The 19,909-nt window shown below is 48.0% G+C and carries 16 protein-coding genes and 2 tRNA genes; 13 read left to right on the plus strand and 5 right to left on the minus strand.

The window, feature by feature from the left end:
• The first annotated feature begins 121 nt into the window (after positions 1-121).
• From gltX to ACNFVB_RS00505, 4 genes are all read left to right on the plus strand, one after another.
• The gene (gltX, locus tag ACNFVB_RS00490; RefSeq protein ID WP_430737725.1) at positions 122-1,660 is read left to right on the plus strand and encodes a glutamate--tRNA ligase; all 1,539 of its coding nucleotides are present in this window, start codon (positions 122-124) and stop codon (positions 1,658-1,660) included.
• Positions 1,661-1,904: 244 nt separating this feature from the next.
• A tRNA-Ala gene (locus tag ACNFVB_RS00495) sits at positions 1,905-1,980 on the plus strand.
• A gap of 129 nt (positions 1,981-2,109) precedes the next feature.
• A tRNA-Glu gene (locus tag ACNFVB_RS00500) sits at positions 2,110-2,185 on the plus strand.
• 223 nt (positions 2,186-2,408) lie between these two features.
• Positions 2,409-3,062 (plus strand): LysE family translocator, encoded by a 654-nt coding sequence (locus tag ACNFVB_RS00505; protein ID WP_430737726.1) that lies wholly within the window; start codon positions 2,409-2,411, stop codon positions 3,060-3,062.
• Positions 3,063-3,179: 117 nt separating this feature from the next.
• Here the strand turns inward: ACNFVB_RS00505 and acnA are convergent, their stop codons facing one another.
• Both acnA and ACNFVB_RS00515 read right to left on the minus strand, forming a co-directional pair.
• A complete protein-coding gene (gene acnA / locus ACNFVB_RS00510; RefSeq protein ID WP_430737727.1) occupies positions 3,180-6,020 on the minus strand; it encodes an aconitate hydratase AcnA in 2,841 nt (946 codons plus the stop codon).
• Between the two features lie 341 nt (positions 6,021-6,361).
• Positions 6,362-7,447, minus strand: a complete 1,086-nt coding sequence (locus ACNFVB_RS00515; RefSeq protein WP_430737728.1) for a DUF3025 domain-containing protein — start codon at positions 7,445-7,447, stop codon at positions 6,362-6,364.
• Between the two features lie 114 nt (positions 7,448-7,561).
• Between ACNFVB_RS00515 and ACNFVB_RS00520 the strand changes: the two genes are divergently transcribed.
• The gene (locus tag ACNFVB_RS00520; protein WP_430737729.1) at positions 7,562-8,278 is read left to right on the plus strand and encodes a metal-dependent hydrolase; all 717 of its coding nucleotides are present in this window, start codon (positions 7,562-7,564) and stop codon (positions 8,276-8,278) included.
• Between the two features lie 44 nt (positions 8,279-8,322).
• The gene (locus ACNFVB_RS00525; RefSeq protein WP_430737730.1) at positions 8,323-8,880 is read left to right on the plus strand and encodes a YchJ family protein; all 558 of its coding nucleotides are present in this window, start codon (positions 8,323-8,325) and stop codon (positions 8,878-8,880) included.
• A gap of 181 nt (positions 8,881-9,061) precedes the next feature.
• Here the strand turns inward: ACNFVB_RS00525 and ACNFVB_RS00530 are convergent, their stop codons facing one another.
• Genes ACNFVB_RS00530 through ACNFVB_RS00540 form a run of 3 tightly spaced genes read right to left on the minus strand, consistent with a single transcriptional unit; the run spans position 9,062 to position 11,514 of the window.
• Entirely contained in the window at positions 9,062-9,970 is a 909-nt protein-coding gene (locus ACNFVB_RS00530) for a class II glutamine amidotransferase (RefSeq protein WP_274632688.1), read from the minus strand.
• On the minus strand, positions 9,971-10,294 hold the full coding sequence (locus ACNFVB_RS00535; protein WP_227526354.1) for a hypothetical protein: 324 nt from the start codon (positions 10,292-10,294) through the stop codon (positions 9,971-9,973).
• Between the two features lie 50 nt (positions 10,295-10,344).
• A complete protein-coding gene (locus ACNFVB_RS00540) occupies positions 10,345-11,514 on the minus strand; it encodes a homoserine kinase (RefSeq protein WP_430737731.1) in 1,170 nt (389 codons plus the stop codon).
• 188 nt (positions 11,515-11,702) lie between these two features.
• Between ACNFVB_RS00540 and hisF the strand changes: the two genes are divergently transcribed.
• The 7 genes from hisF to glmS all read left to right on the plus strand — a co-directional run bounded on the left by hisF (position 11,703) and on the right by glmS (position 19,753).
• Positions 11,703-12,485, plus strand: a complete 783-nt coding sequence (hisF, locus tag ACNFVB_RS00545; RefSeq protein WP_430737732.1) for an imidazole glycerol phosphate synthase subunit HisF — start codon at positions 11,703-11,705, stop codon at positions 12,483-12,485.
• A 138-nt stretch (positions 12,486-12,623) separates the two neighbouring features.
• Positions 12,624-13,154 carry a 6,7-dimethyl-8-ribityllumazine synthase gene (gene ribH / locus ACNFVB_RS00550; protein ID WP_430737733.1) on the plus strand — a complete coding sequence of 177 codons (531 nt, stop codon included), beginning with the start codon at positions 12,624-12,626 and terminating at the stop codon, positions 13,152-13,154.
• A gap of 520 nt (positions 13,155-13,674) precedes the next feature.
• Complete coding sequence (gene nusB, locus ACNFVB_RS00555; protein WP_430737734.1) at positions 13,675-14,610, plus strand: transcription antitermination factor NusB; 936 nt, start codon at positions 13,675-13,677, stop codon at positions 14,608-14,610.
• Between the two features lie 2 nt (positions 14,611-14,612).
• Positions 14,613-15,641 carry a thiamine-phosphate kinase gene (thiL, locus tag ACNFVB_RS00560; protein WP_430737735.1) on the plus strand — a complete coding sequence of 343 codons (1,029 nt, stop codon included), beginning with the start codon at positions 14,613-14,615 and terminating at the stop codon, positions 15,639-15,641.
• A gap of 3 nt (positions 15,642-15,644) precedes the next feature.
• Positions 15,645-16,232, plus strand: a complete 588-nt coding sequence (locus ACNFVB_RS00565) for a phosphatidylglycerophosphatase A family protein (protein WP_430737736.1) — start codon at positions 15,645-15,647, stop codon at positions 16,230-16,232.
• Between the two features lie 134 nt (positions 16,233-16,366).
• Positions 16,367-17,743: a bifunctional UDP-N-acetylglucosamine diphosphorylase/glucosamine-1-phosphate N-acetyltransferase GlmU gene (gene glmU, locus ACNFVB_RS00570; protein ID WP_430737737.1), complete on the plus strand. Its 1,377-nt coding sequence runs from the start codon at positions 16,367-16,369 to the stop codon at positions 17,741-17,743.
• Positions 17,744-17,908: 165 nt separating this feature from the next.
• Positions 17,909-19,753: a glutamine--fructose-6-phosphate transaminase (isomerizing) gene (glmS, locus tag ACNFVB_RS00575; RefSeq protein WP_430737738.1), complete on the plus strand. Its 1,845-nt coding sequence runs from the start codon at positions 17,909-17,911 to the stop codon at positions 19,751-19,753.
• The last annotated feature ends 156 nt before the right edge of the window (positions 19,754-19,909 follow it).

The following is a 19,909-nucleotide window of genomic DNA, read 5'->3' on the forward strand; positions in this document are numbered from 1 at the left end:
TTTACGCTATTTTTTGCTATTGACGGCCACTCTTTCATTGCTATTTTAGTCATATTTTTTCTTCAGCTATTTTGTGGCTATTGTTGCTACTTATCGCCCACGACATTTTGAGATTTTTATTATGCAAACATCGACCCACGCTCCCTCCGACACGAGCAACGCCCGTCCTATTCGCACGCGTATTGCACCCTCGCCGACTGGTTTTCCGCATGTCGGTACCGCTTATATTGCGCTTTTTAATTTGGCTTTTGCCAAAGCCCACGGCGGCGAGTTTATTTTGCGTATTGAGGACACCGATCAAACGCGTTCAACGGCTCAATCTGAGCAGATGATTTTGGACGCGCTACGCTGGGTCGGACTTGACTGGAGCGAGGGGCCAAACGTTGGTGGCCCGCACGCGCCTTATCGTCAGAGCGAGCGTAGCGATATTTATAAAAAACACGCCGAGCAGCTGATAGCAAGCGACCATGCGTTTCGCTGTTTTTGTACTACAGAAGAGCTAGACGCCATGCGCGCTGAGCAAATGGCCAATGGCGAAACCCCGCGCTATGACGGCCGCTGTGCCCACCTACCTCCAGAAAAAACTGCGCAATTGGTAAGCGAGGGCACCCCGCATGTGATTCGTATGCGTGTGCCCACCGACGGCGTTTGCCAAGTACACGATATGCTGCGCGGCACCGTCGAGATTCCTTGGGCGCAAGTCGATATGCAGGTGCTGCTAAAAACTGACGGCATGCCAACTTACCATCTTGCCAACGTTGTCGATGACCACTTGATGGAGATCACTCACGTCATGCGCGGCGAAGAGTGGCTAAACTCTGCCCCCAAGCATCAACTGCTTTATGACTATTTTGGTTGGGAGATGCCAACACTCTGCCACATGCCGCTACTGCGTAACCCTGACAAGTCAAAGCTGTCGAAGCGTAAAAACCCAACCTCAATCACATACTACCGTGATGCCGGCGTACTGCCTGAGGCGCTGCTCAACTATCTAGGCCGTATGGGCTACTCAATGCCTGACGATACCGAAAAATTCACCTTGGATGAAATGATTGCCAGCTTTGATATCCAGCGCGTGTCTCTTGGTGGACCTATCTTCGATACCGAAAAACTCAATTGGCTAAACAGCGAATGGCTACGTGCCCTTACGCCTGAAGAGCTAAAAAACAAAATCCTCGATTGGGCCAGTGACAGCGATAAACTCACCGCGATCGCCGCTGCGATTCAACCACGCATCGAGCTGTTGTCTGACGCGGTCAACTGGGGCGGATTTTATTTCCAAAACCTGCCAGACATCACCGCTGAGAGCTTCACTCATAAATCGCTTGAGCCTGAGCAAATCATCGAGCTGCTACAACTGGCGCTTTGGCAGCTTGAGACCCTGCCGACGTGGTCGGAGGAAAACATCTATGCCACGCTAAAAGGCCTTGCCGCTCACCTCGATATTAAGATGCGCGATTTTATGGCGCCGTTCTTTATCGCGATTGCTGGTAGCACCTCATCGACGCCCGTTATGAACTCGATGGCGATTATCGGTGCAGATATGACCTTGACGCGCTTGCGCCATGCGGTTGATGTCCTAGGCGGCCTTGGTAAAAAGAAACTGAAAAAACTTGAGAAAAAAGCGGCGGATCTGCCTAATTTTTTGGCTGATGCATAGTTTGGCAGCAGGATATCCTTGTACTTGCCAATGACTTGTACTTGCCAATAAAGAGTAGAATGGATAAATAATAAAAAAGAGTCAGCTCGATACTGGCTCTTTTTTATGTAACCCCCATACTCAAACGTCCACAATTAGCCATTTAAATACTTTTAATGACTTTTTTTGCATTATTTTGCATTTTTTTAAAAATAGCGGTTGACAAGACTGCTGGTCTTACCTAAAATACGCACACTCTTAGCGAGGGGCTATAGCTCAGTTGGTAGAGCACTTGCATGGCATGCAAGGGGTCAACGGTTCGACTCCGTTTAGCTCCACCATACTATTTATCGCTCAACGGATAAATATTGCTTTGAGAACAATGTCAGCACCTAGGCAAGGCTTATTGATAAATAAGCGCTCTGATATTGTGAAGTACCGTTATAACCATAGGTTATGACACTCTATGCGTCCCCATCGTCTAGAGGCCTAGGACACCGCCCTTTCACGGCGGTAACGGGGGTTCGAATCCCCCTGGGGACGCCACTATTCGGCGTCACTTATTAGCACTTTTGCTTAGCATCAGGTTAGACTAGTAAGCGAACACTAAAAAATCCCAGTCATCATCCGGTGACTGGGATTTTTTTCGTTTGTCGTTTATAAAAACCATCGATATGAGCTGCTCATGACGACCGATACCAGGTAAACTACGAAATAAACGATGAATAAAACACTCCCCTATTATTGCTAACACAAGGAAGTATGAGCCATGTTCGGTATCGAAAACTATCTGGGCTTTGTCTTGGCGGCGATTTTGCTAAACCTCACTCCAGGCACCGATACGATGTATATCATTACCCGCAGCGTCTCACATGGCAGCGCAGCAGGGTTTTATTCTGTCCTCGGTATCATCTCAGGCATCTTGGTACACACGGTACTCGCCGCATTGGGTCTATCGATCATTTTGATCAACTCGCCTCTAGCCTTTACGATTGTAAAATATATCGGTGCCAGCTACTTGTGCTATCTGGGTATAAAAATGCTGATGAGCAAGCAGCCTTCTTTACTGGCAAATCATTTACCAAAAATCAGCCTATCGGCACCTGCCAACTCTATCGCGCACTGGCAAATATACAAACAGGGCGTATTAACCAATGTCTTTAACCCAAAAGTCGCGCTATTCTTCCTAGCTTTTTTCCCGCAGTTTATCGATCCTAGCTATACTCATAGCGCCTTGTCATTTCTGATCTTAGGATTGAGTTTTGCGCTGACGGGCTTTGTATGGTGTTCGTGCCTTGCTTTATTGGCCTCAAAATTTAGTGCCAACTTGAGAAAAAACCCAGCTATCGAAGTTCTTTTAAATAAAATAAGCGGCGTGGTGTTTATTGGTTTGGGGGTTAAGTTGCTTACTGAGAAGGGTTAAAAAAGCTGCTATAAATGCCCAAATAAGCTACTTTTTATAAAATCTAACTACCCATAAAAAAGCCCAATCCCCTACATTAAGGGAACTGGGCTTTTTCGTTGTAAGTCTAACGAACCACTAAGCAGCGCTTTTACTCTCCGCCGCTAGCTGGCGCAGTACATAGTGCAGTACACCGCCATGACGCACATATTCGCGCTCTTTCGGCGTCTGTAGACCGACGTTGACCTCAAAGTTCTCAGTTGAACCATCTGCACGAGTGGCAGTGACTTGAGCGGTTTTGCTCTCGCCATTGTTCAGGCCAGTGATGCTCAGCACTTCAGAGCCATCGAGTTTGTAGGTTTGAGCGTCTTCGCCATCTTTGAAAGTCAATGGCAGCACGCCCATACCGACGAGGTTTGAGCGGTGAATACGCTCAAACGAGGTGGTCAGTACCGCTTTGACACCAAGCAAAATCGTACCCTTCGCTGCCCAGTCACGGCTAGAGCCTGAGCCATACTCCGCCCCACCGAGGACGACGAGTGGACGCTTATCTTCTTTATACTTCATCGCTGCATCATAGATGGCCATTTCTTCACCATCTTGTAGCGTCGACTTGTCATCTTTGAAGTAGTAAGTATAACCGCCTTCTTTGCCGCCCATCATTTGGTTTTTGATACGGATATTGGCAAAGGTACCACGGGTCATGACTGCATCATTACCACGGCGTGAGCCATAACTGTTGAAGTCCGCTTCCATGACGCCGCGCTCTTGCAGGTACTTACCTGCTGGCGAGTTTGGATCAATATTTCCCGCAGGCGAGATATGGTCGGTGGTGATTGAGTCACCAAATAGACCTAAGATACGCGCGTCTTCGATATCAGGGATACCCTCTGGCTCCATGGTCATACCATCAAAGAACGGTGGGTTTTTGATGTACGTTGAGCCTTCATCCCATGGATATAGCTGACTATCGGCTGAGCTAATCGCGTTCCATTCTTTACTACCATCGAACACTTCACCATAGTTTTTACGGAACATATCAGCATCGATATTATTGGCAATTAGCTCGTTGATTTCATCTGACGTTGGCCAAATGTCTTTTAGATAGACATCATTGCCGTCTTGGTCTTGACCGAGTGGGTGGGTAGTTAAGTCAATATCGACTGTACCTGCCAGCGCGTAAGCAACCACAAGCGGTGGTGATGCGAGGTAGCTGGCCTTGACGTGTGAGTGAATACGACCTTCAAAGTTACGGTTACCAGAGAGCACCGCTGAGGCGACTAAATCGTTCTCTTCGATGCCTTTTTCGATCACATCAGGAAGCGGACCTGAATTACCGATACACGTGGTACAACCGTAACCGACCAAATAAAAACCTGTTTTTTCGAGCTCATCCATCAGCTTGGTTTTTTCTAGGTAATCAGTTACGACTTTTGAGCCAGGTGCCAATGAGGTCTTAACCCAAGGCTTGGCTTTGAGGCCTTTGGCAGCGGCCTTTTTGGCGACTAATCCAGCACCAATCATAACGGCTGGGTTCGAGGTGTTGGTACAAGAGGTAATAGCGGCAATCACGACGGAACCATCGCGCAGTTTATGCTCTTTGTCATCAATACTAACGCTTGAGAACACGTTATTGGCTGGCTGGTAGCCTTTGCTATCGTCAGTTTCGGTGTCAACGTCGATGTTGGGTTCAGCTGCCAAGTGTTCCGCTTGCTCTTGCTCGCCGCCTTCTTGGTCAAAGCGTACTTTGCCTTCGACTTCTGACTTGCGATCTTTGGTCATTTTTTCTAGCGTTTCGCCAAACTTCTCATGCATATCAGACAGGTTGATACGCTGCTGTGGCAAGTTCGGCCCTGCTAATGCTGGTTGTACTGATGATAGATCGAGCTCTAGCTTGCTCGAATACATCGCCGCTGGCGTATCGGCATCGTGCCATAAGCCTTGTGCCTTGGCATATTTTTCGACCAGCTCAATTTGCGCTTCGTTACGGCCTGATAGACGCAGATAGTCAATCGCCATTTGATCAATTGGGAAAATACCACAAGTCGCACCATACTCAGGCGACATATTGGCAATCGTCGCCCGATCCGCTAATGGCATTTGATGCAAGCCTTCACCGTAGAATTCGACAAACTTACCGACCACGCCATGTGCTCGTAGCATCTCGACCACACGCAATACCAAATCCGTCGCGGTGACGCCTTCACTGAGTTTGCCTGTCAGCTCAAAGCCAACCACTTGCGGGATGAGCATCGAAGACGGCTGACCGAGCATCGCCGCTTCAGCTTCGATACCGCCAACGCCCCAACCAAGCACACCGATACCATTAATCATCGTCGTGTGACTGTCGGTACCAAATACCGTATCTGGATACGCCATCAGCTCGCCATCAACATCCGCTGCCATCACGACGCGCGCAAGATACTCAAGGTTGACCTGATGCACAATACCGGTCGCGGGCGGGACAACGACAAAGTTCTCAAAGGCATTTCGGCCCCAATGGAGAAACTCATAACGCTCGTTGTTGCGTTTAAATTCAATTTTTTCGTTGAGATCGAGCGCATCTTCGCGGCCATAAGCATCGACCTGTACAGAGTGATCGACGACCAGCTCACTAGGGATAAATGGGTTAATCTGCTCAGCCTTCCCGCCAAGCTCAACCACTGCATCACGCATCGCAGCCAAATCAACGACTGAGGGCACACCGGTGAAATCCTGCAATACCACACGCGCTGGCATGAAGGCGATTTCTTTTGACGCCTCGGCGCCTGCATCCCAATTGGCAACCGCTTCGATATGGTTTTTGCCGACTGACTGACCATCATCTTCGTTACGCAATAGGTTTTCTAGTACGACTTTCATACAGTATGGTAGCGTATTGATATTGTCATAAGTCTCGGCAAGTTTGGGCAAGCTATAATAGGCATGCTCCTTGCCATCGACCGAAATGGTGTCTTTTACATTAAAAATATCACTCATGGTAGCTTCCTTATCTACAGGGTAGAAATTATTGTTATAACGGTGGCTAATGGATCTGTCTGAGCTATCTTTTTCATACATGACAACATTTGTAGTTGGCAAGTAGAAATATAGATCTGCAGGATTTACTTAAATAATAACATCAGTTTAATTGATTTTAATAAGACGCTTGCTCAACAGAATAGGTGTGCGTTCCTTTTGCTGTTAGTAGCAGCGTTCTTTTACCATAACAAATAAGTAGGCGTTTGTTAACGTCTAGGCGTAGGCATATGGTGGCAGAATCGTAACTGTAACAATGTGTTAGCGAGTTATTAATGAGAGGCTAACCAAATCCATTTTTATTATTTTTTACGGCGACCGCTACGAAAGACAAAAGCGTCCTCATAAAAGCTGACCTCGCTATTGTCGGACCAAAAATGCGGCACACCCAAAATCGGCAAAGGCGCAAGCTGACGCGGAGTGACGCCACTTTGTGCTAGCAAATCATTCATATACTCACTAAGCTTGTCATCCAAATAACTGATACGCTCAAGCTTTGATAAGGCAAAGAAATCTTGGCTAACGTGAATGACCACGCTATGCGCGCACAACGGCTTACGCGGATAGATCAACTGCTCAAGCAGCGCGTGACCGAAGATATAAACCGCAGCTTTAGCCTCTTTATTAGGGCTATCCATTTTATCCCAATATCTTCTTGGTTTGACTAGACTGTTTTGCCAATCAAAGTCGATCAAAGCCTCACCAATGCTAGTATCAGAGGTCACTAAAATTGCGCCGTTCTCATCAAACACGGTGATGGTATCGCGCACGCGGCCACGGTTTTTACTGCCAGTTGGCTCTTCACTACATTTGGCAATCTCAAGCATATGATAGTGGTTTAGCAGGGCTTTGGTCTTAGGAAAAGTCAGCCAAATACTGCCGTTAAATAAGTCGTGTAAGTTATCACGCGTCGGGATATTGCCCGTACTGCCGATGAAGCTCTCGTAAGCCTCGCCCTCTGGCAACGCGTCTTGCGAGACAAACTGTAAAGTCTGCACCTTATGGTTATATGCAGGCTTGGTGTGCGGTAGTTGCTGCTGCACGTCAGCTGCCTGCTGATGCAATGCGGTATTTAATACTTTCGCGATGATGTCTGGCGTGTTTTGGGTGCGGCTGATATCAAGGGCTTGAGTCTCAGGAGCAGAGCTTTGAGCATCAGCGCGCTCCATGCTCCAGTTACTCGCCGCACTAAGCCGAGTGATGGCTTGACTAATGGCATCTAACTGCTGCACATGCCCAAGCCACGGCGCACACCAGTCAATCTGGGCAAAGCTGTCATCAAGTCTACTTGCCGCTACGGCTGACGCCTGTATAGACGAATCGTTTGGCAAAGGCTTGTCAAAACGCGCATCTAAACGATGCAAAGGAGGCAGATTACTGGCAGTCATATCAAACTATCTCTCATAGGCGATGGGCGGCTTATGGTATCATGGTGCGCTTTTTTACGGCTAGACGGGCAGCTCGAAACGTTGTGTTCGCGCGCTATTTATTGATGAGTTTTTATGGCAAATTTTAATACCCACTTAAATGTCGCTTTTATGGTCAGCGGCACCCTGAGTTTGACGGTTTATAAAGCTGGATTGATTGATGATTCAGGGTTTTTAGTATGCGTGGCGCTTGGTACCATTGGTGGATTGCTACCAGATTTGGATTCAGATAATTCAACACCGATTAAGCTGGGTTTTAATATTACCTCGTTTGTCTTTGCCTTTGGCTTGGTCATGCATTGGCGTAGTGATTTGAGCTTGCTGGCATTGATCGCATTATGGCTGGCGGGTTATGGTTTTATGCGTTATGTGATCTTTCATATCTTTACCACCATGACCGTACATCGCGGCGTTATCCACTCTGTGCCTTATATGGCGATACTTGGACTGGGGTTAACCTGTCTAAGCTATTATGGTCTGCATCTACCGCTGACAACCAGTTGGTTTTATGGTCTGTTTTTATTTGGTGGCGCGATGGTGCATTTGGCTCTAGATGAGTTGTATAGCGTCAATTTGTCCAATATGAAAATGAAGCGCTCGTCGGGTACGGCGATGAAGTTTTATCAGCATAAAGACAAATGGTGGTATTTGCTGCTATACGTTATTTTGGCGTTATTGTTATATATAGCGCCGCCGTTTGACACCTTTTGGCAGCAGGTCAGTGATCCTGCAGCTTGGGCAAAGCTTAAGCTCGGTCTATGGCCAGAATTGATCAAAGGCTGGCGAAGTTAAGGCCGCCTCTACCAGCAAAAAATGATAAATAATGAGAGTACACTATGTCGACTTCTGCCGCCCTCCAAACCTGCCCTTGCCAAATCAACCCCGCGTCAGAGACCACCACCGCGCCCCTACTTTATAAAGACTGCTGTCAGCCTTATCATGACAGCCTGTTAAATAAAGAAGCGGATAAAACTGACGGCGTACAGGCAGAAACGGCGGAGCGTCTGATGCGCACGCGTTATAGTGCTTTTGTGCTTATCAAGCCAGAATACATCGTCAAAACCACACTACCCGCGCAGCAAAGCTTACTTGATGTGACAGCAATTGAGGAATGGGCCACTAAGACCGATTGGGCAGGATTAGAGGTTGTAGAACACAGAGCAAAGCTTGGCAAACGACACGCGCAGGTTGAATTTAAAGCTTATTTTAGAACGCCTAATGGCTTGCAAGCGCATCACGAGTTGTCGGCCTTTGTAAAGTTAGTAAATAAAGCCCATCATGATGCGCGTTGGTATTTTCTCGACCCGACCGTTCCTATGACTGTCACACAGAAACAGCCGTGTATTTGTGGCTCGGGTGAGAAGTTTAAGCGTTGTTGTGGATTATATAGTTAATTCACTGTAAAACCGATACAGTGCCTGCCAGCGCTATATAGTTAGCTGAATGTAAAACTGTTATGGATTTAAACGCGCTACTGGTATAAATTTTACTTGCGTGCTGCGTTCCCAGAGGCTGCGCAACCTACGTTTAAAAATAGCATCCCAGTAGCGCTATGACATTTTTAGAGTGTATCGACTATACACTCGCCCCTACCGCACGTGCCACCGCAATCCCTTCGTCAATGGTCAAAAACTTACGCTGGCTTGGACTGTCTTTATAAATAATCTCACCCTCAGAGAATATCAGACACTCATTGACCGCCAACTGTTGCCATTTTTCATTTTCAGTCAATGGCACGGTCACCAAAATCGTCACCTTATCGGTATCGGTGGTGACATCGCTAAAATTAATCGCCAAGTCATCGTCCGCCAGTTTCGCTTCGCCAAATGGCGCTTGGCGGGTGAGATAAAACAATAAGCTACCGGCATACGCCAATTGCCAGCGGCCGTTGGAGATTAGGCAATTAAACAAACCGTTGGCCGACAAATAACGGCACTGCGTGGTCAAAAAGTTAAACAGCGTCTGGTCGTCAGGACGGGTCTTAAAAGTGCTTTTTAAGCGATTGACCAGATAACAAAACGCTATTTCTGAGTCGGTGCTGCCGACAGGCTGACAATGCCCGGCGTTACCATTGTCTTGTAGCCGCTGACAGCGCTCGATAAAGGCTTTATTCATCTGACCATTATGCGCAAATACCCACTGCTCGCCCCAGACTTCGCGGACGAAAGGATGGGTATTTGCCAGACAGTTTTGTCCCTGCGTGGCTTTACGAATGTGGGCGATGACATTCATGGCCTTAATCGGATAGTTATTGACCAAATCAGCGACTGGCGACAGGTGGCTTGGGCGGTTGTCATGAAACAGACGTAGCCCTGTTGAGTCGTTTGCCGTCTCGCCATTATTGGTGCAGTCGCTACGCTCAAAAAAAGCAATACCAAAACCGTCCTCATGACTGTCCGTCATACCGCCGCGACGACGAAACCCTGCAAAGCTAAAGCCAATATCGGTTGGGGTGTTACAGTTCATTCCTAAAAGCTGACACATTTATAGATCACCATCATGATTGTCGTTATGGTCGTCGTTTTTGGTAGGATGTACAGTCGCGCTTGCGCCATTTTCTGCCCCTTCATCAAACATCTCATAGGGCGTCGCGCCTTCGGTATCGATACTGTCCAAGATACGTTTGGCATGCGCCAGCTCGGTATCTTGTATCCACAGCACAATACCTGAATTCATCCCTGGCATCGCGCTTAGCGGCTGCAAGGACACCGTGATACCATTATTACGCAGCAGATTGGCATGCAGCTCACCTTGCATATTGGTGTCATAGCGTGCCAGTTTGTGCCAGTTATCAACTTGATCGGTCATAGGGTCGCCTCTGTGGTTTGGATGCAAAAAATGGTATTGAGCAAAAAAACTTACGCCAATTGATCGAGCGTATATTCTTTGATGCTGATGTCACGACGATTACTTAAAGTAGCACGCGCTTGCTCAGCGTGGGTGATATCACTAAATATACCTATGAGTTGATTGTCACTCTTATCACTTGACAATACAAATACCGTCTTTTGCGCTTTTTCGACATGCGCCCAGTGATAAGCGGCCAGACGCTTCATAAGGTCAGGATTTTTCACCATGATATTGTCGCCCGTCCGACCTTCGGTACGGTTGTAATGAATGACATTAAGACGCAAAAGCCAGAAAATCACCGCCGCTTTGGCAAGCATAACAGGTAACGCGCGTTTTTCATCGCGGTTTAGCGCGCGTTTTGACTCATATCCTTCTAAAAACGCTGCCATCTTACGACGATCAAAATGTACCAGCTCGCCTTGCTCAGCATCACCCCACGTGGTACAAAAATCATTGATGGTAATGGCGATATCCATCACATAGTGCTCGACACTGACCTCAGTAAAATCTAATAGACCTGTTAGCTTTTCCTGCCCTTTAGTCAAGTCCCATAGGGTATTGTCAGCGAACATATCAAGATGACACAAGCCTTTTGGTAAGTCGGTCAGAGGTAGATTTGAATAAGCTTGCCAAATATCGCGCATGAGCTTGGCTTCATCGCCGGGCATAAACTGCATTTCACGGTCGCGCACCTCGCTCCACGGATAGAGGGGCACGCCGTAGTCTTGTGCCGGTTGTAGCGCTTGCAAGGTCTCATGCAGCATCGCTAACGCCGCGCCGATCTCATGACACATCGCAGGCGTGGTCTCTTGCGGATGCGCGCCAGACAAGCACGGCACCAAGGTGATTGCTTTGTCCTCATAATGAATGACATAGCGTTTTTTCGTATCAGCGTTATCATCAGCACCTAATGCTACCAGTGCCAACGGGGCAGCGACCGGCAGCTTGCCATCTAGTTGATTTAATATCACTGCCATTTTTTCGATGTCTTCTGGCGGACGCTCTTCAAACAAGGTGAAGACGTAAGAGTAATCGCCCTCAGCATCATCGGTAGTCTGAATAAACCAGTTAGAGTTTTTGATGCCTTGGGTAATTGGAATGGCGCGGGCAAATGACACGCCAAAACGTTGGCAAAAGGCGGCAAATTGATCATCAGTTAACTGGGTATAGACGGACATGACATCTCACTTTGGCAATTGGATAAGAAGATAAATAGAATAAATCTGGACGCTAATGACAATAATCGTCCCACGCATCAGCGAACCATCATAAAAAGCATAATAATCTTGTGAAAACCTGCCTGATATGGCAGCGATTTTGCTAGACTAGCGCTTATGGTTGAATTGATTATAAGGTGAAAGACCCTATGTTAGCAAAGCGTATCATTCCTTGTTTGGACGTGGACAATGGCCGCGTGGTCAAAGGCGTACAGTTTGTCGATATCAAAGACGCTGGCGACCCTGTCGAAGTAGCGCAGCGCTACAACGAACAAGGCGCTGATGAGATTACTTTTTTGGATATTACTGCCACCAGCGATGAACGTGATACCACCTATCATACCGTCGAGCGTATGGCGGAGACGGTGTTTGTCCCCTTAACTGTGGGCGGCGGCGTGCGCAAAATTGCTGATATTCGTAACCTGCTTAATGCTGGCGCGGACAAGGTGGCGATTAACTCAGCAGCAGTTTTCACGCCTGAGTTCGTCGGAGAGGCGGCGCAGAAATTTGGCAATCAATGTATCGTCGTCGCCATCGATGCCAAACGTGTGGCTGACGTAGAGGTGAATGGCATCCCCACCCCGCGCTGGGAGATTTTTACCCATGGCGGGCGCAAACCGACTGGCATTGATGCCGTCGCTTGGGCAAGCAAAATGGCCGATCTTGGCGCAGGCGAGCTATTGGTCACGTCGATGGACGGTGATGGTACCAAAAAAGGCTATGATTTAGCACTAATGAAGCATATTACCGATCAGGTCAACATTCCGGTTATCGCTTCAGGCGGTGTCGGTAATCTACAGCACTTAGTCGATGGCGTACTTGAAGGCGGCGTCGATGCGGTGCTGGCGGCCAGTATCTTTCACTTTGGCGAATACACCATATCGGAAGCCAAAGCCTATATGGCAGCACAAGGCATACCCATGCGCCTATAAGCTTGGTAAAATACAACTGCCTTGACAAAAAATGTTATCATAGCGCTACTTATTTATTTTTGTCAGTTAACTATTGAAAACAATCGAGATTTTGTACAAAAATTTTGCTTATAATGCTACTTATTCAAAGGATTTTTTATGTCAAATTTACAGCAGCAGCGCAATGATATTACCCATATCGATGGTAACTTGCATCAAAACGAAGCGGCGCGTATCGGTATCGTCGTTGGCCGTTTTAATGGGTTTGTCGTTGAGTCATTAGTCGACGGTGCTATCGACGCCCTATTACGTCATGGCGTATTGGGCAGCAACATCACTGTGATTCGTGTACCAGGTGCCTTTGAGCTACCACTCGTTGCCCAGCGTGCCGCTGAGTCAGATCGTTTTGATGCCATCATTGCGCTCGGCGCGATCATCCGTGGTAGCACGCCACATTTTGACTTTGTCGCTAGCGAGTCTGCCAAGGGTCTGAGCAGCGTTGCGATTGATTATAATATTCCTGTGGCCAACGGTGTTATCACCACCGACAGCATCGAGCAGGCGATTGAGCGCTCAGGCACCAAAGCGGGTAACAAAGGCTCGGAAGCGGCGATGGTCGTCCTTGAGATGCTAGCGGTTTTATCACAGTTAGATGTTGATGACGATTACGACAGCGATAATGACGCGTAGTCGCGTAGTCGCGTAGTATAGTCAGTTGAAAACAAAACTGGCATAAGTTCCAAAGCGCGACTGGGATGAATTTTTCGCAGCCTCTGTGTATACAGCACGCAAGGAAAGTTTATACCAGTAGCGCTATAACATTTTTAAATTGAATCTACCATATCGCAGTCGTTTTATAGATTTATTATTTACTGTTTATTGTTTTACTGTTTTTGATTGGCGCTGATAGGTTAAAAACTCGTGGCGTCAGTGTCTTAAAGCTCGCGGCACTGCCGACAAAACGCTGCAATTTTGCTTTAACACTCGATTGTCATCATCTGCCAGTCGATTACTATTTAACATTTTTAGTTCAAACGTCTATGCTTTTCTTATCACAGGCTATTTTTTACAATCAAGCTGATTGTACCCTGACGCTATTGGTATCTATATTAAATAGTCGTTAAATAATTGATGAATACAGTCAATCAAAAAATAGTTAATAAAAGCAGTTACTCAAAATAGCCACTTAACATTCAGGTATTTACCCCCTATGACTGACCAACTCAAGCGCGCCATCAACGCTGCAAAAACCGCACAAACCAATGACCAACAAGCTGAAGCGACTCGTCTCGCAAGCAGCAGTGCAGGTGAGCAAAAATTTGATATGAGTGAGTCTTCTTATAAGACCAGTCACACCGCTGTGCGCAAAGCAAGACGCTTTGCCATGCAAGGCTTATATGAATGGCTGGTCACCGACCGTCGTTTTGATAAAGACGGTAAGCTTGGCTGGAAAGACAATGCGCCGCACGATATCGCCGCACGCACCCGTGCGACCAATGCCATGCATACGGTACATATCGGCTACTATCACGAAATGATGCGCGATATTCCCGAGCAAATCGAGGCATTAGATGCGCTTATCAGTCAGCATCTCGATCGCGATATCGATAAATTAGACACCGTTGAGCATGCTATTTTATTGATTGGTGCCTACGAGCTGCAAAACCGCTTAGAGATTCCTTATAAAGTGGTACTAGATGAAGCAATGAAGCTCAACACTCACTTTGGCGCCACTGACGCGCACAAGTTAATCAACGCAGTGCTCGATAAAATGGCCACAGATCTGCGCGACATCGAAGTACAGGCCGACATCAAGGCCAACCGCCGTAGCTCACAAAAAGCCGCTGCACCCGCCGCACAGCCGCAGCCGCAAACTACTGATGAAACCAAGGCTGTCACTAACGCTGACGACACTAGCGAAACGCCGACCACAACTGGCAAACCTCGTCTCAGTGCCAATAAAGCCATTAAACGGCCACGTGCTAACAAGGCTCAGGCAAATATCAGTGATTATAGAGCCAGTAAAAAAGCCAGTGCACAGGGACATAATGAGGCAGCAGCCGCGCCTACCCCTGAGAGCACTGCCGCCGATGTTGGGCTACAGGACTCAAACCTTGTCAATTCAGACGAAAAAAGTAAAGACTAACCATGAATGAATTTGAGCTGATCGAGCGCATCTTTGCACAGATGCAAATATCGCCAGCACGCACGGCAACGGACGTCGAAAAAGGCATCGGTGATGACGCGGCGGTGATGAGCGTGCCTACAGGCGCGCGCTTGGTCAGCTGCATTGATACTCTCGTTCAAGGGCGGCATTTTAGCGCCGATTGCGATGAAGTAAATCAATTAGCCTTTCAAATTGGCTATAAAGCGGTCGCGGTCAATGTCTCAGATATCGCTGCGATGGGTGCGGCGGCGCACAGTATTTTGTTGGCGCTGGCATTGCCTGAGCGCTTGGTAAATGAGACTTGGCTCACTGAATTTGCCAAGGGTTTGTTTCATGCCTGCCAGCTCTTTGGCGTGACCCTGATAGGCGGTGATACCACGCGCAGCGATAACTTAGTGTTAAGCGTTAGCGCGCAAGGGTTTTTAGCCGCTGATACACCAGCCGTCTATCGCTCAGGCGCGCAAGTCGGTGATAAAGTCTATGTATCAGGCACGCTTGGGGATGCCGCATATGCGCTGCAGCATCCTGATAGCAGCCAAGGCATAGCACTGGCGCATCGCTTGCACATGCCGACGCCGCGTATCACCTTAGGAACCGCGCTGGCCAAAGTGGGCGCCACAGCGATGATCGATATCTCTGATGGTCTGTATCAAGACCTTGGACATATCTGCGAGCAAAGTGGCGTTGGCATACGTCTTGATTTAGAGCAGCTGCCAACCAGCCAAGCGTTAGCGAGCGTGGATATATCTGAGCGCTTACTATGCCAGCTGGCAGGTGGCGACGACTACGAGCTGGCTTTTACTTTACCTGCTGATATCGAGCCACCCGTCAACGATATCAGTGACACGCCAGTGACTTGTATTGGCGAGGTGATAGCATTGGCCAAGGCAGACACGGCAACCAACGTGCATGCTGAGCTGTATTATCAAGGACAGCAGGTTACACCGACGCACCCTGCCCCTTTTGCTACATGGCCCACGCTGACGGGTTATCAACATTTTATAGGTTAGCCCATGACTGACGACCTGCACAAACCTGATATTAGTAAAGCCAATGACTGCCCGCCGCTGCCAGCGGGTGCAAGTACCCTCGATACTATTGTGTATTGGCTAGGATTAGGTTTAGGTAGCGGCCTGCCGCGCCACGCACCTGGCACCTGGGGCACGGTTGGTGGACTGATTGTCGCTATTCCTTTATTAAGCTTAGGCTTTACTGCCTTTTTGATTATTACCCTTTTGTCTTGTGTCATTGGCGTTTGGATCTGTGATCGCAGCTCAGAGCTAATGGGTGTCCATGATGATCCGCATATCGTCTGGGATGAATGGGCAGGTATGTGGCTCACCTTGCTGCCGATGTCTTATATGGGCGTTGCCGATAGCAGTTTTTGGCAAAATATCAGCCAAACCTCTTCTTTCATCGCGCTTCTTATCGCCTTTATCCTGTTTCGTTTTTTTGACATCATCAAGCCACCACCGATCGGCTGGGCAGATAAAAAAGTCGCCGGTGGCTTAGGTATCATGCTCGATGACATCATCGCAGGCATCATGGCGGCAATTGTTTGGATTGTTCTTTATAGTAGCGTATTATCGCTTGCTAACTGATGCTGCTATGAGTCGTTAGCACATTTCGTGACGCTGCAAATAAGACGTTACAAAGATGTCACGACTTAGCAGTTTGGTTGGTTACGCATTTACGTTATAATTCAAATCACATCTTGTTACATTTGTAGGCCATTATGACTTCTCCTCTTTCGGTAATTATCCTAGCAGCGGGTAAAGGCACACGTATGCAGTCGGCCAAACCCAAAGTCCTGCAGACACTGGCTGGCAAGTCTTTACTCGCTCACGTTTTAGACACCTGTCACCAGCTGACGGTCGATGAGACCATCATCGTGCATGGTTTTGGCGGCGAGCAAGTCAAAGCTGAAATCACCACCCAGTATGCCCAGTCAGCCCTTACTTGGGTGGCGCAAACTGAGCAGCTAGGGACCGGGCATGCGGTCAAGGTCACGCTGTCTGATTTGCCAAAAGACGGTCAAAGTCTGATTCTTTATGGTGATGTACCATTGGTCAGTTGCCAGACGTTAACCGCATTAAAAGCGGCCAACACCGATGGCATGTCGATGCTGACGCTAACGGTAGATAACCCATTTGGGCTAGGTCGCATCAAACGTGACAACAACGGTAATATCGAGGCCATCGTTGAGCAAAAAGATGCCAGCGCTGATGAGCAAGCCATCAAAGAGATCAATAGCGGCATTTACTGCGTCGATAATGCCCTGCTTCATAAATACTTGCCAAAACTATCAAACGACAATGCCCAACAAGAATACTATCTGACAGATATCGTCAAGATGGCCGTGGCCGATGGTATCGCCATCGCTGCGATCGAGCCTGAGCATACCTTTGAGATTGAAGGCGTCAATAACCGTCAGCAGCTCGCCAGCTTAGAGCGGACGTGGCAAGGAAAGTTAGTCGCCGACTTACAAGAAGCCGGCGTGCAGTTTGCCGATCCTAGTCGTGTCGATATTCGAGGAACCCTAAGCGCCGGTCAAGATGTGTTTGTCGATGTTGGCGTGGTGTTTGAGGGTGATTGTACCTTAGGCGACAATGTCTATATTGAGGCAGGATGCGTCATCAAAAACGCTCATATCGGCAATGCTTGTCATATCAAACCCTACTGCGTCATTGATCATGCCAAGATTGGCGCTGGTGTCGATGTCGGGCCTTTTGCGCATTTGCGTCCTGAAAGCGTACTAGCAGACCAGAGCAAAGTCGGTAATTTTGTCGAAATCAAAAAATCCACCATCGGTCAGGGCAGCAAAGTCAATCACTTAAGCTACGTGGGCGACTCGGCTGTCGGAACAGGCGTCAATATCGGTGCAGGTGTCATTACCTGTAATTATGATGGTGCCAATAAGTCACAAACCATCATCGAGGACAACGCCTTTATCGGCTCCAATGCTAGCTTGGTGGCGCCGGTTACCATCGGTGATACAGCGACTGTAGCGGCAGGCTCGGTGATTACCAAGGATGTCGATGCCAGTGCCTTAGCGTTTGGCCGCGCTCGGCAAACGCAAAAAGAGAACTTTCAGCGTCCAACTAAAAAATAAAGACGGCGGTGATCGTTAACTCGATAAAAACGATAGTAAGACCACTAAGACAGTACGACAATAATTTGTGGTGCTGTTTATTTATATTTACAGATTAATGATTATCCATGTATTGGCATCTTTTCAAATCACATGGTATGAGAACATAAAATTTAAGGAATAATTATGTGCGGAATCGTTGGAGCAGTTGCTGAGCGTAATATCGCCAATATCTTACTTGAAGGACTAAAACGTTTAGAATACCGCGGCTACGACTCTGCTGGCCTAACGGTCATTCGTGATGGCGAGCTACATCGAGAACGCCAAGTGGGCAAGGTACAAGCCTTAGTCGATGCCGTCGCCGTCAATCCTGAGTTTTTTGATGGTCATATCGGTATTGCCCATACCCGCTGGGCGACACATGGCGAGCCTGCCCAGCGCAACGCCCATCCGCATATCTCTGGTAAGATCGCGGTGGTGCATAACGGTATTGTGGAAAACTATGCCGAGCTTAAAGAAACGCTGGTAGCAAAAGGCTACGAGTTTACCTCACAGACCGATACCGAGGTCGTTGCGCACTTAATCAATGATATCTATAAAACCACATCTGACTTATTAGAAGCGGTGCGTGCGGTCATTCCCATGTTGCACGGCGCTTTTGCCCTTGGCATTGTGCATATCGATTGCCCAGACGAGCTGATTACCGTGCGCCTAGGTTCGCCATTGGTCATCGGTGTGGGGATCGGCGAGAATTTTATCGCGTCCGATCAGCTAGCACTTCTGCCCGTGACCAACCGCTTTATGTATCTAGAAGAAGGCGATATCGCCAAGCTGACACGCGACAGTATTGACGTATATGCAGACGGTGTAAAAGTAAAACGTCAAATACATGAGATTGACGCCGCCCAGCATAATGCCGATAAAGGCGAGTTCAGACATTATATGCTCAAAGAAATCTACGAGCAGCCAGATGCAGTTGCTCGTACCATTGAGATGGCAGTAGATAGCGATGCGCCATCTAAGCTGCGTGATGATTTTTTACAGCGCCATGAAGCACTGTTAAAAGGCATTAAACAGGTCCAAGTCATCGCTTGTGGTACCAGTTATCACGCAGGTTTGGTGGCAAAATACTGGTTTGAAAGTCTAACTCGTGTGCCGTGCTCAGTCGAAGTGGCTAGTGAGTTCCGCTACCGCAATCCGGTCGTCGTCGATAACACACTGGTCATTTGCATCTCGCAGTCTGGTGAGACAGCCGATACCTTATCGGCGCTACGCGATATTCAAAAACACACCCCAGCCGGTCTTGTGAGCTTGGCACTGTGCAACGTACCGACGTCGTCTTTGGTGCGCGAGACCGATATCTTTTTGCCGACGCTGGCGGGCCCTGAGATTGGTGTCGCTTCCACCAAAGCTTTTACCACTCAGCTGGCCGCCTTGATGCTGCTGGTGTTAAAGGTAGGCGCCGTCCAAGCGCGCATGACAGACGAGAAACTGAGCACGCTGCTAGAGAAATTACAAGCGCTGCGTGGCCAACTGCATGCCAGCTTACACCTCGATGCGCCGATCAAAGTCATGAGCGAGCATTTTGAATATAAGAAAAGCTGCTTGTTTTTAGGTCGCGGTTTACAATTTCCTATTGCACTAGAAGGCGCATTGAAGCTAAAAGAGATCTCTTATATCCACGCTGAAGGCTATGCCGCCGGCGAGCTAAAACACGGCCCATTAGCCTTGGTGGATAAAGACATGCCAATCGTGGTGCTCGCGCCAAAAGACAGTATGTTTGATAAACTCAAAGCCAACATGCAAGAGGTGCATGCGCGCCATGGCGAGCTGTTTGTCTTCGCCAGTGAAGAGAGCAAGATGGTTGCAGAAGATAGAATGCACGTGGTCTATGTGCCTGAGGTTTGCGAGATACTGGCCCCCATCGTCTATAGCATACCTGTGCAGCTGCTGTCCTACCATGTGGCCGTGATGCGCGGCACAGATGTCGACCAGCCTCGTAACCTCGCAAAATCAGTGACGGTTGAATGATACAAATTATTGATTTTAAATGTTTTTTATGAATTAACCATTATATAACACTAACCCTTTACTATCTAGCATTACTAGATCACAAAGGGTTTAGTGAACGTTGTTAGCCAAAATAATATGATTAGGGCGTGTTCTCACTCTAAAGAGAACACGCCC

The sequence above is a fragment of the Psychrobacter sp. VH5 genome, assembly GCF_050572635.1.
GTDB lineage: Bacteria > Pseudomonadota > Gammaproteobacteria > Pseudomonadales > Moraxellaceae > Psychrobacter > Psychrobacter celer.

Coding starts and splice junctions, on each gene's coding strand:
- gltX (WP_430737725.1), top strand. CDS start 122: ATGCAAACATCGACCCACGCTCCCTCCGACACGAGCAACGCCCGTCCT.
- ACNFVB_RS00505 (WP_430737726.1), top strand. CDS start 2,409: ATGTTCGGTATCGAAAACTATCTGGGCTTTGTCTTGGCGGCGATTTTG.
- acnA (WP_430737727.1), bottom strand. CDS start 6,020: ATGAGTGATATTTTTAATGTAAAAGACACCATTTCGGTCGATGGCAAG.
- ACNFVB_RS00515 (WP_430737728.1), bottom strand. CDS start 7,447: ATGACTGCCAGTAATCTGCCTCCTTTGCATCGTTTAGATGCGCGTTTT.
- ACNFVB_RS00520 (WP_430737729.1), top strand. CDS start 7,562: ATGGCAAATTTTAATACCCACTTAAATGTCGCTTTTATGGTCAGCGGC.
- ACNFVB_RS00525 (WP_430737730.1), top strand. CDS start 8,323: ATGTCGACTTCTGCCGCCCTCCAAACCTGCCCTTGCCAAATCAACCCC.
- ACNFVB_RS00530 (WP_274632688.1), bottom strand. CDS start 9,970: ATGTGTCAGCTTTTAGGAATGAACTGTAACACCCCAACCGATATTGGC.
- ACNFVB_RS00535 (WP_227526354.1), bottom strand. CDS start 10,294: ATGACCGATCAAGTTGATAACTGGCACAAACTGGCACGCTATGACACC.
- ACNFVB_RS00540 (WP_430737731.1), bottom strand. CDS start 11,514: ATGTCCGTCTATACCCAGTTAACTGATGATCAATTTGCCGCCTTTTGC.
- hisF (WP_430737732.1), top strand. CDS start 11,703: ATGTTAGCAAAGCGTATCATTCCTTGTTTGGACGTGGACAATGGCCGC.
- ribH (WP_430737733.1), top strand. CDS start 12,624: ATGTCAAATTTACAGCAGCAGCGCAATGATATTACCCATATCGATGGT.
- nusB (WP_430737734.1), top strand. CDS start 13,675: ATGACTGACCAACTCAAGCGCGCCATCAACGCTGCAAAAACCGCACAA.
- thiL (WP_430737735.1), top strand. CDS start 14,613: ATGAATGAATTTGAGCTGATCGAGCGCATCTTTGCACAGATGCAAATA.
- ACNFVB_RS00565 (WP_430737736.1), top strand. CDS start 15,645: ATGACTGACGACCTGCACAAACCTGATATTAGTAAAGCCAATGACTGC.
- glmU (WP_430737737.1), top strand. CDS start 16,367: ATGACTTCTCCTCTTTCGGTAATTATCCTAGCAGCGGGTAAAGGCACA.
- glmS (WP_430737738.1), top strand. CDS start 17,909: ATGTGCGGAATCGTTGGAGCAGTTGCTGAGCGTAATATCGCCAATATC.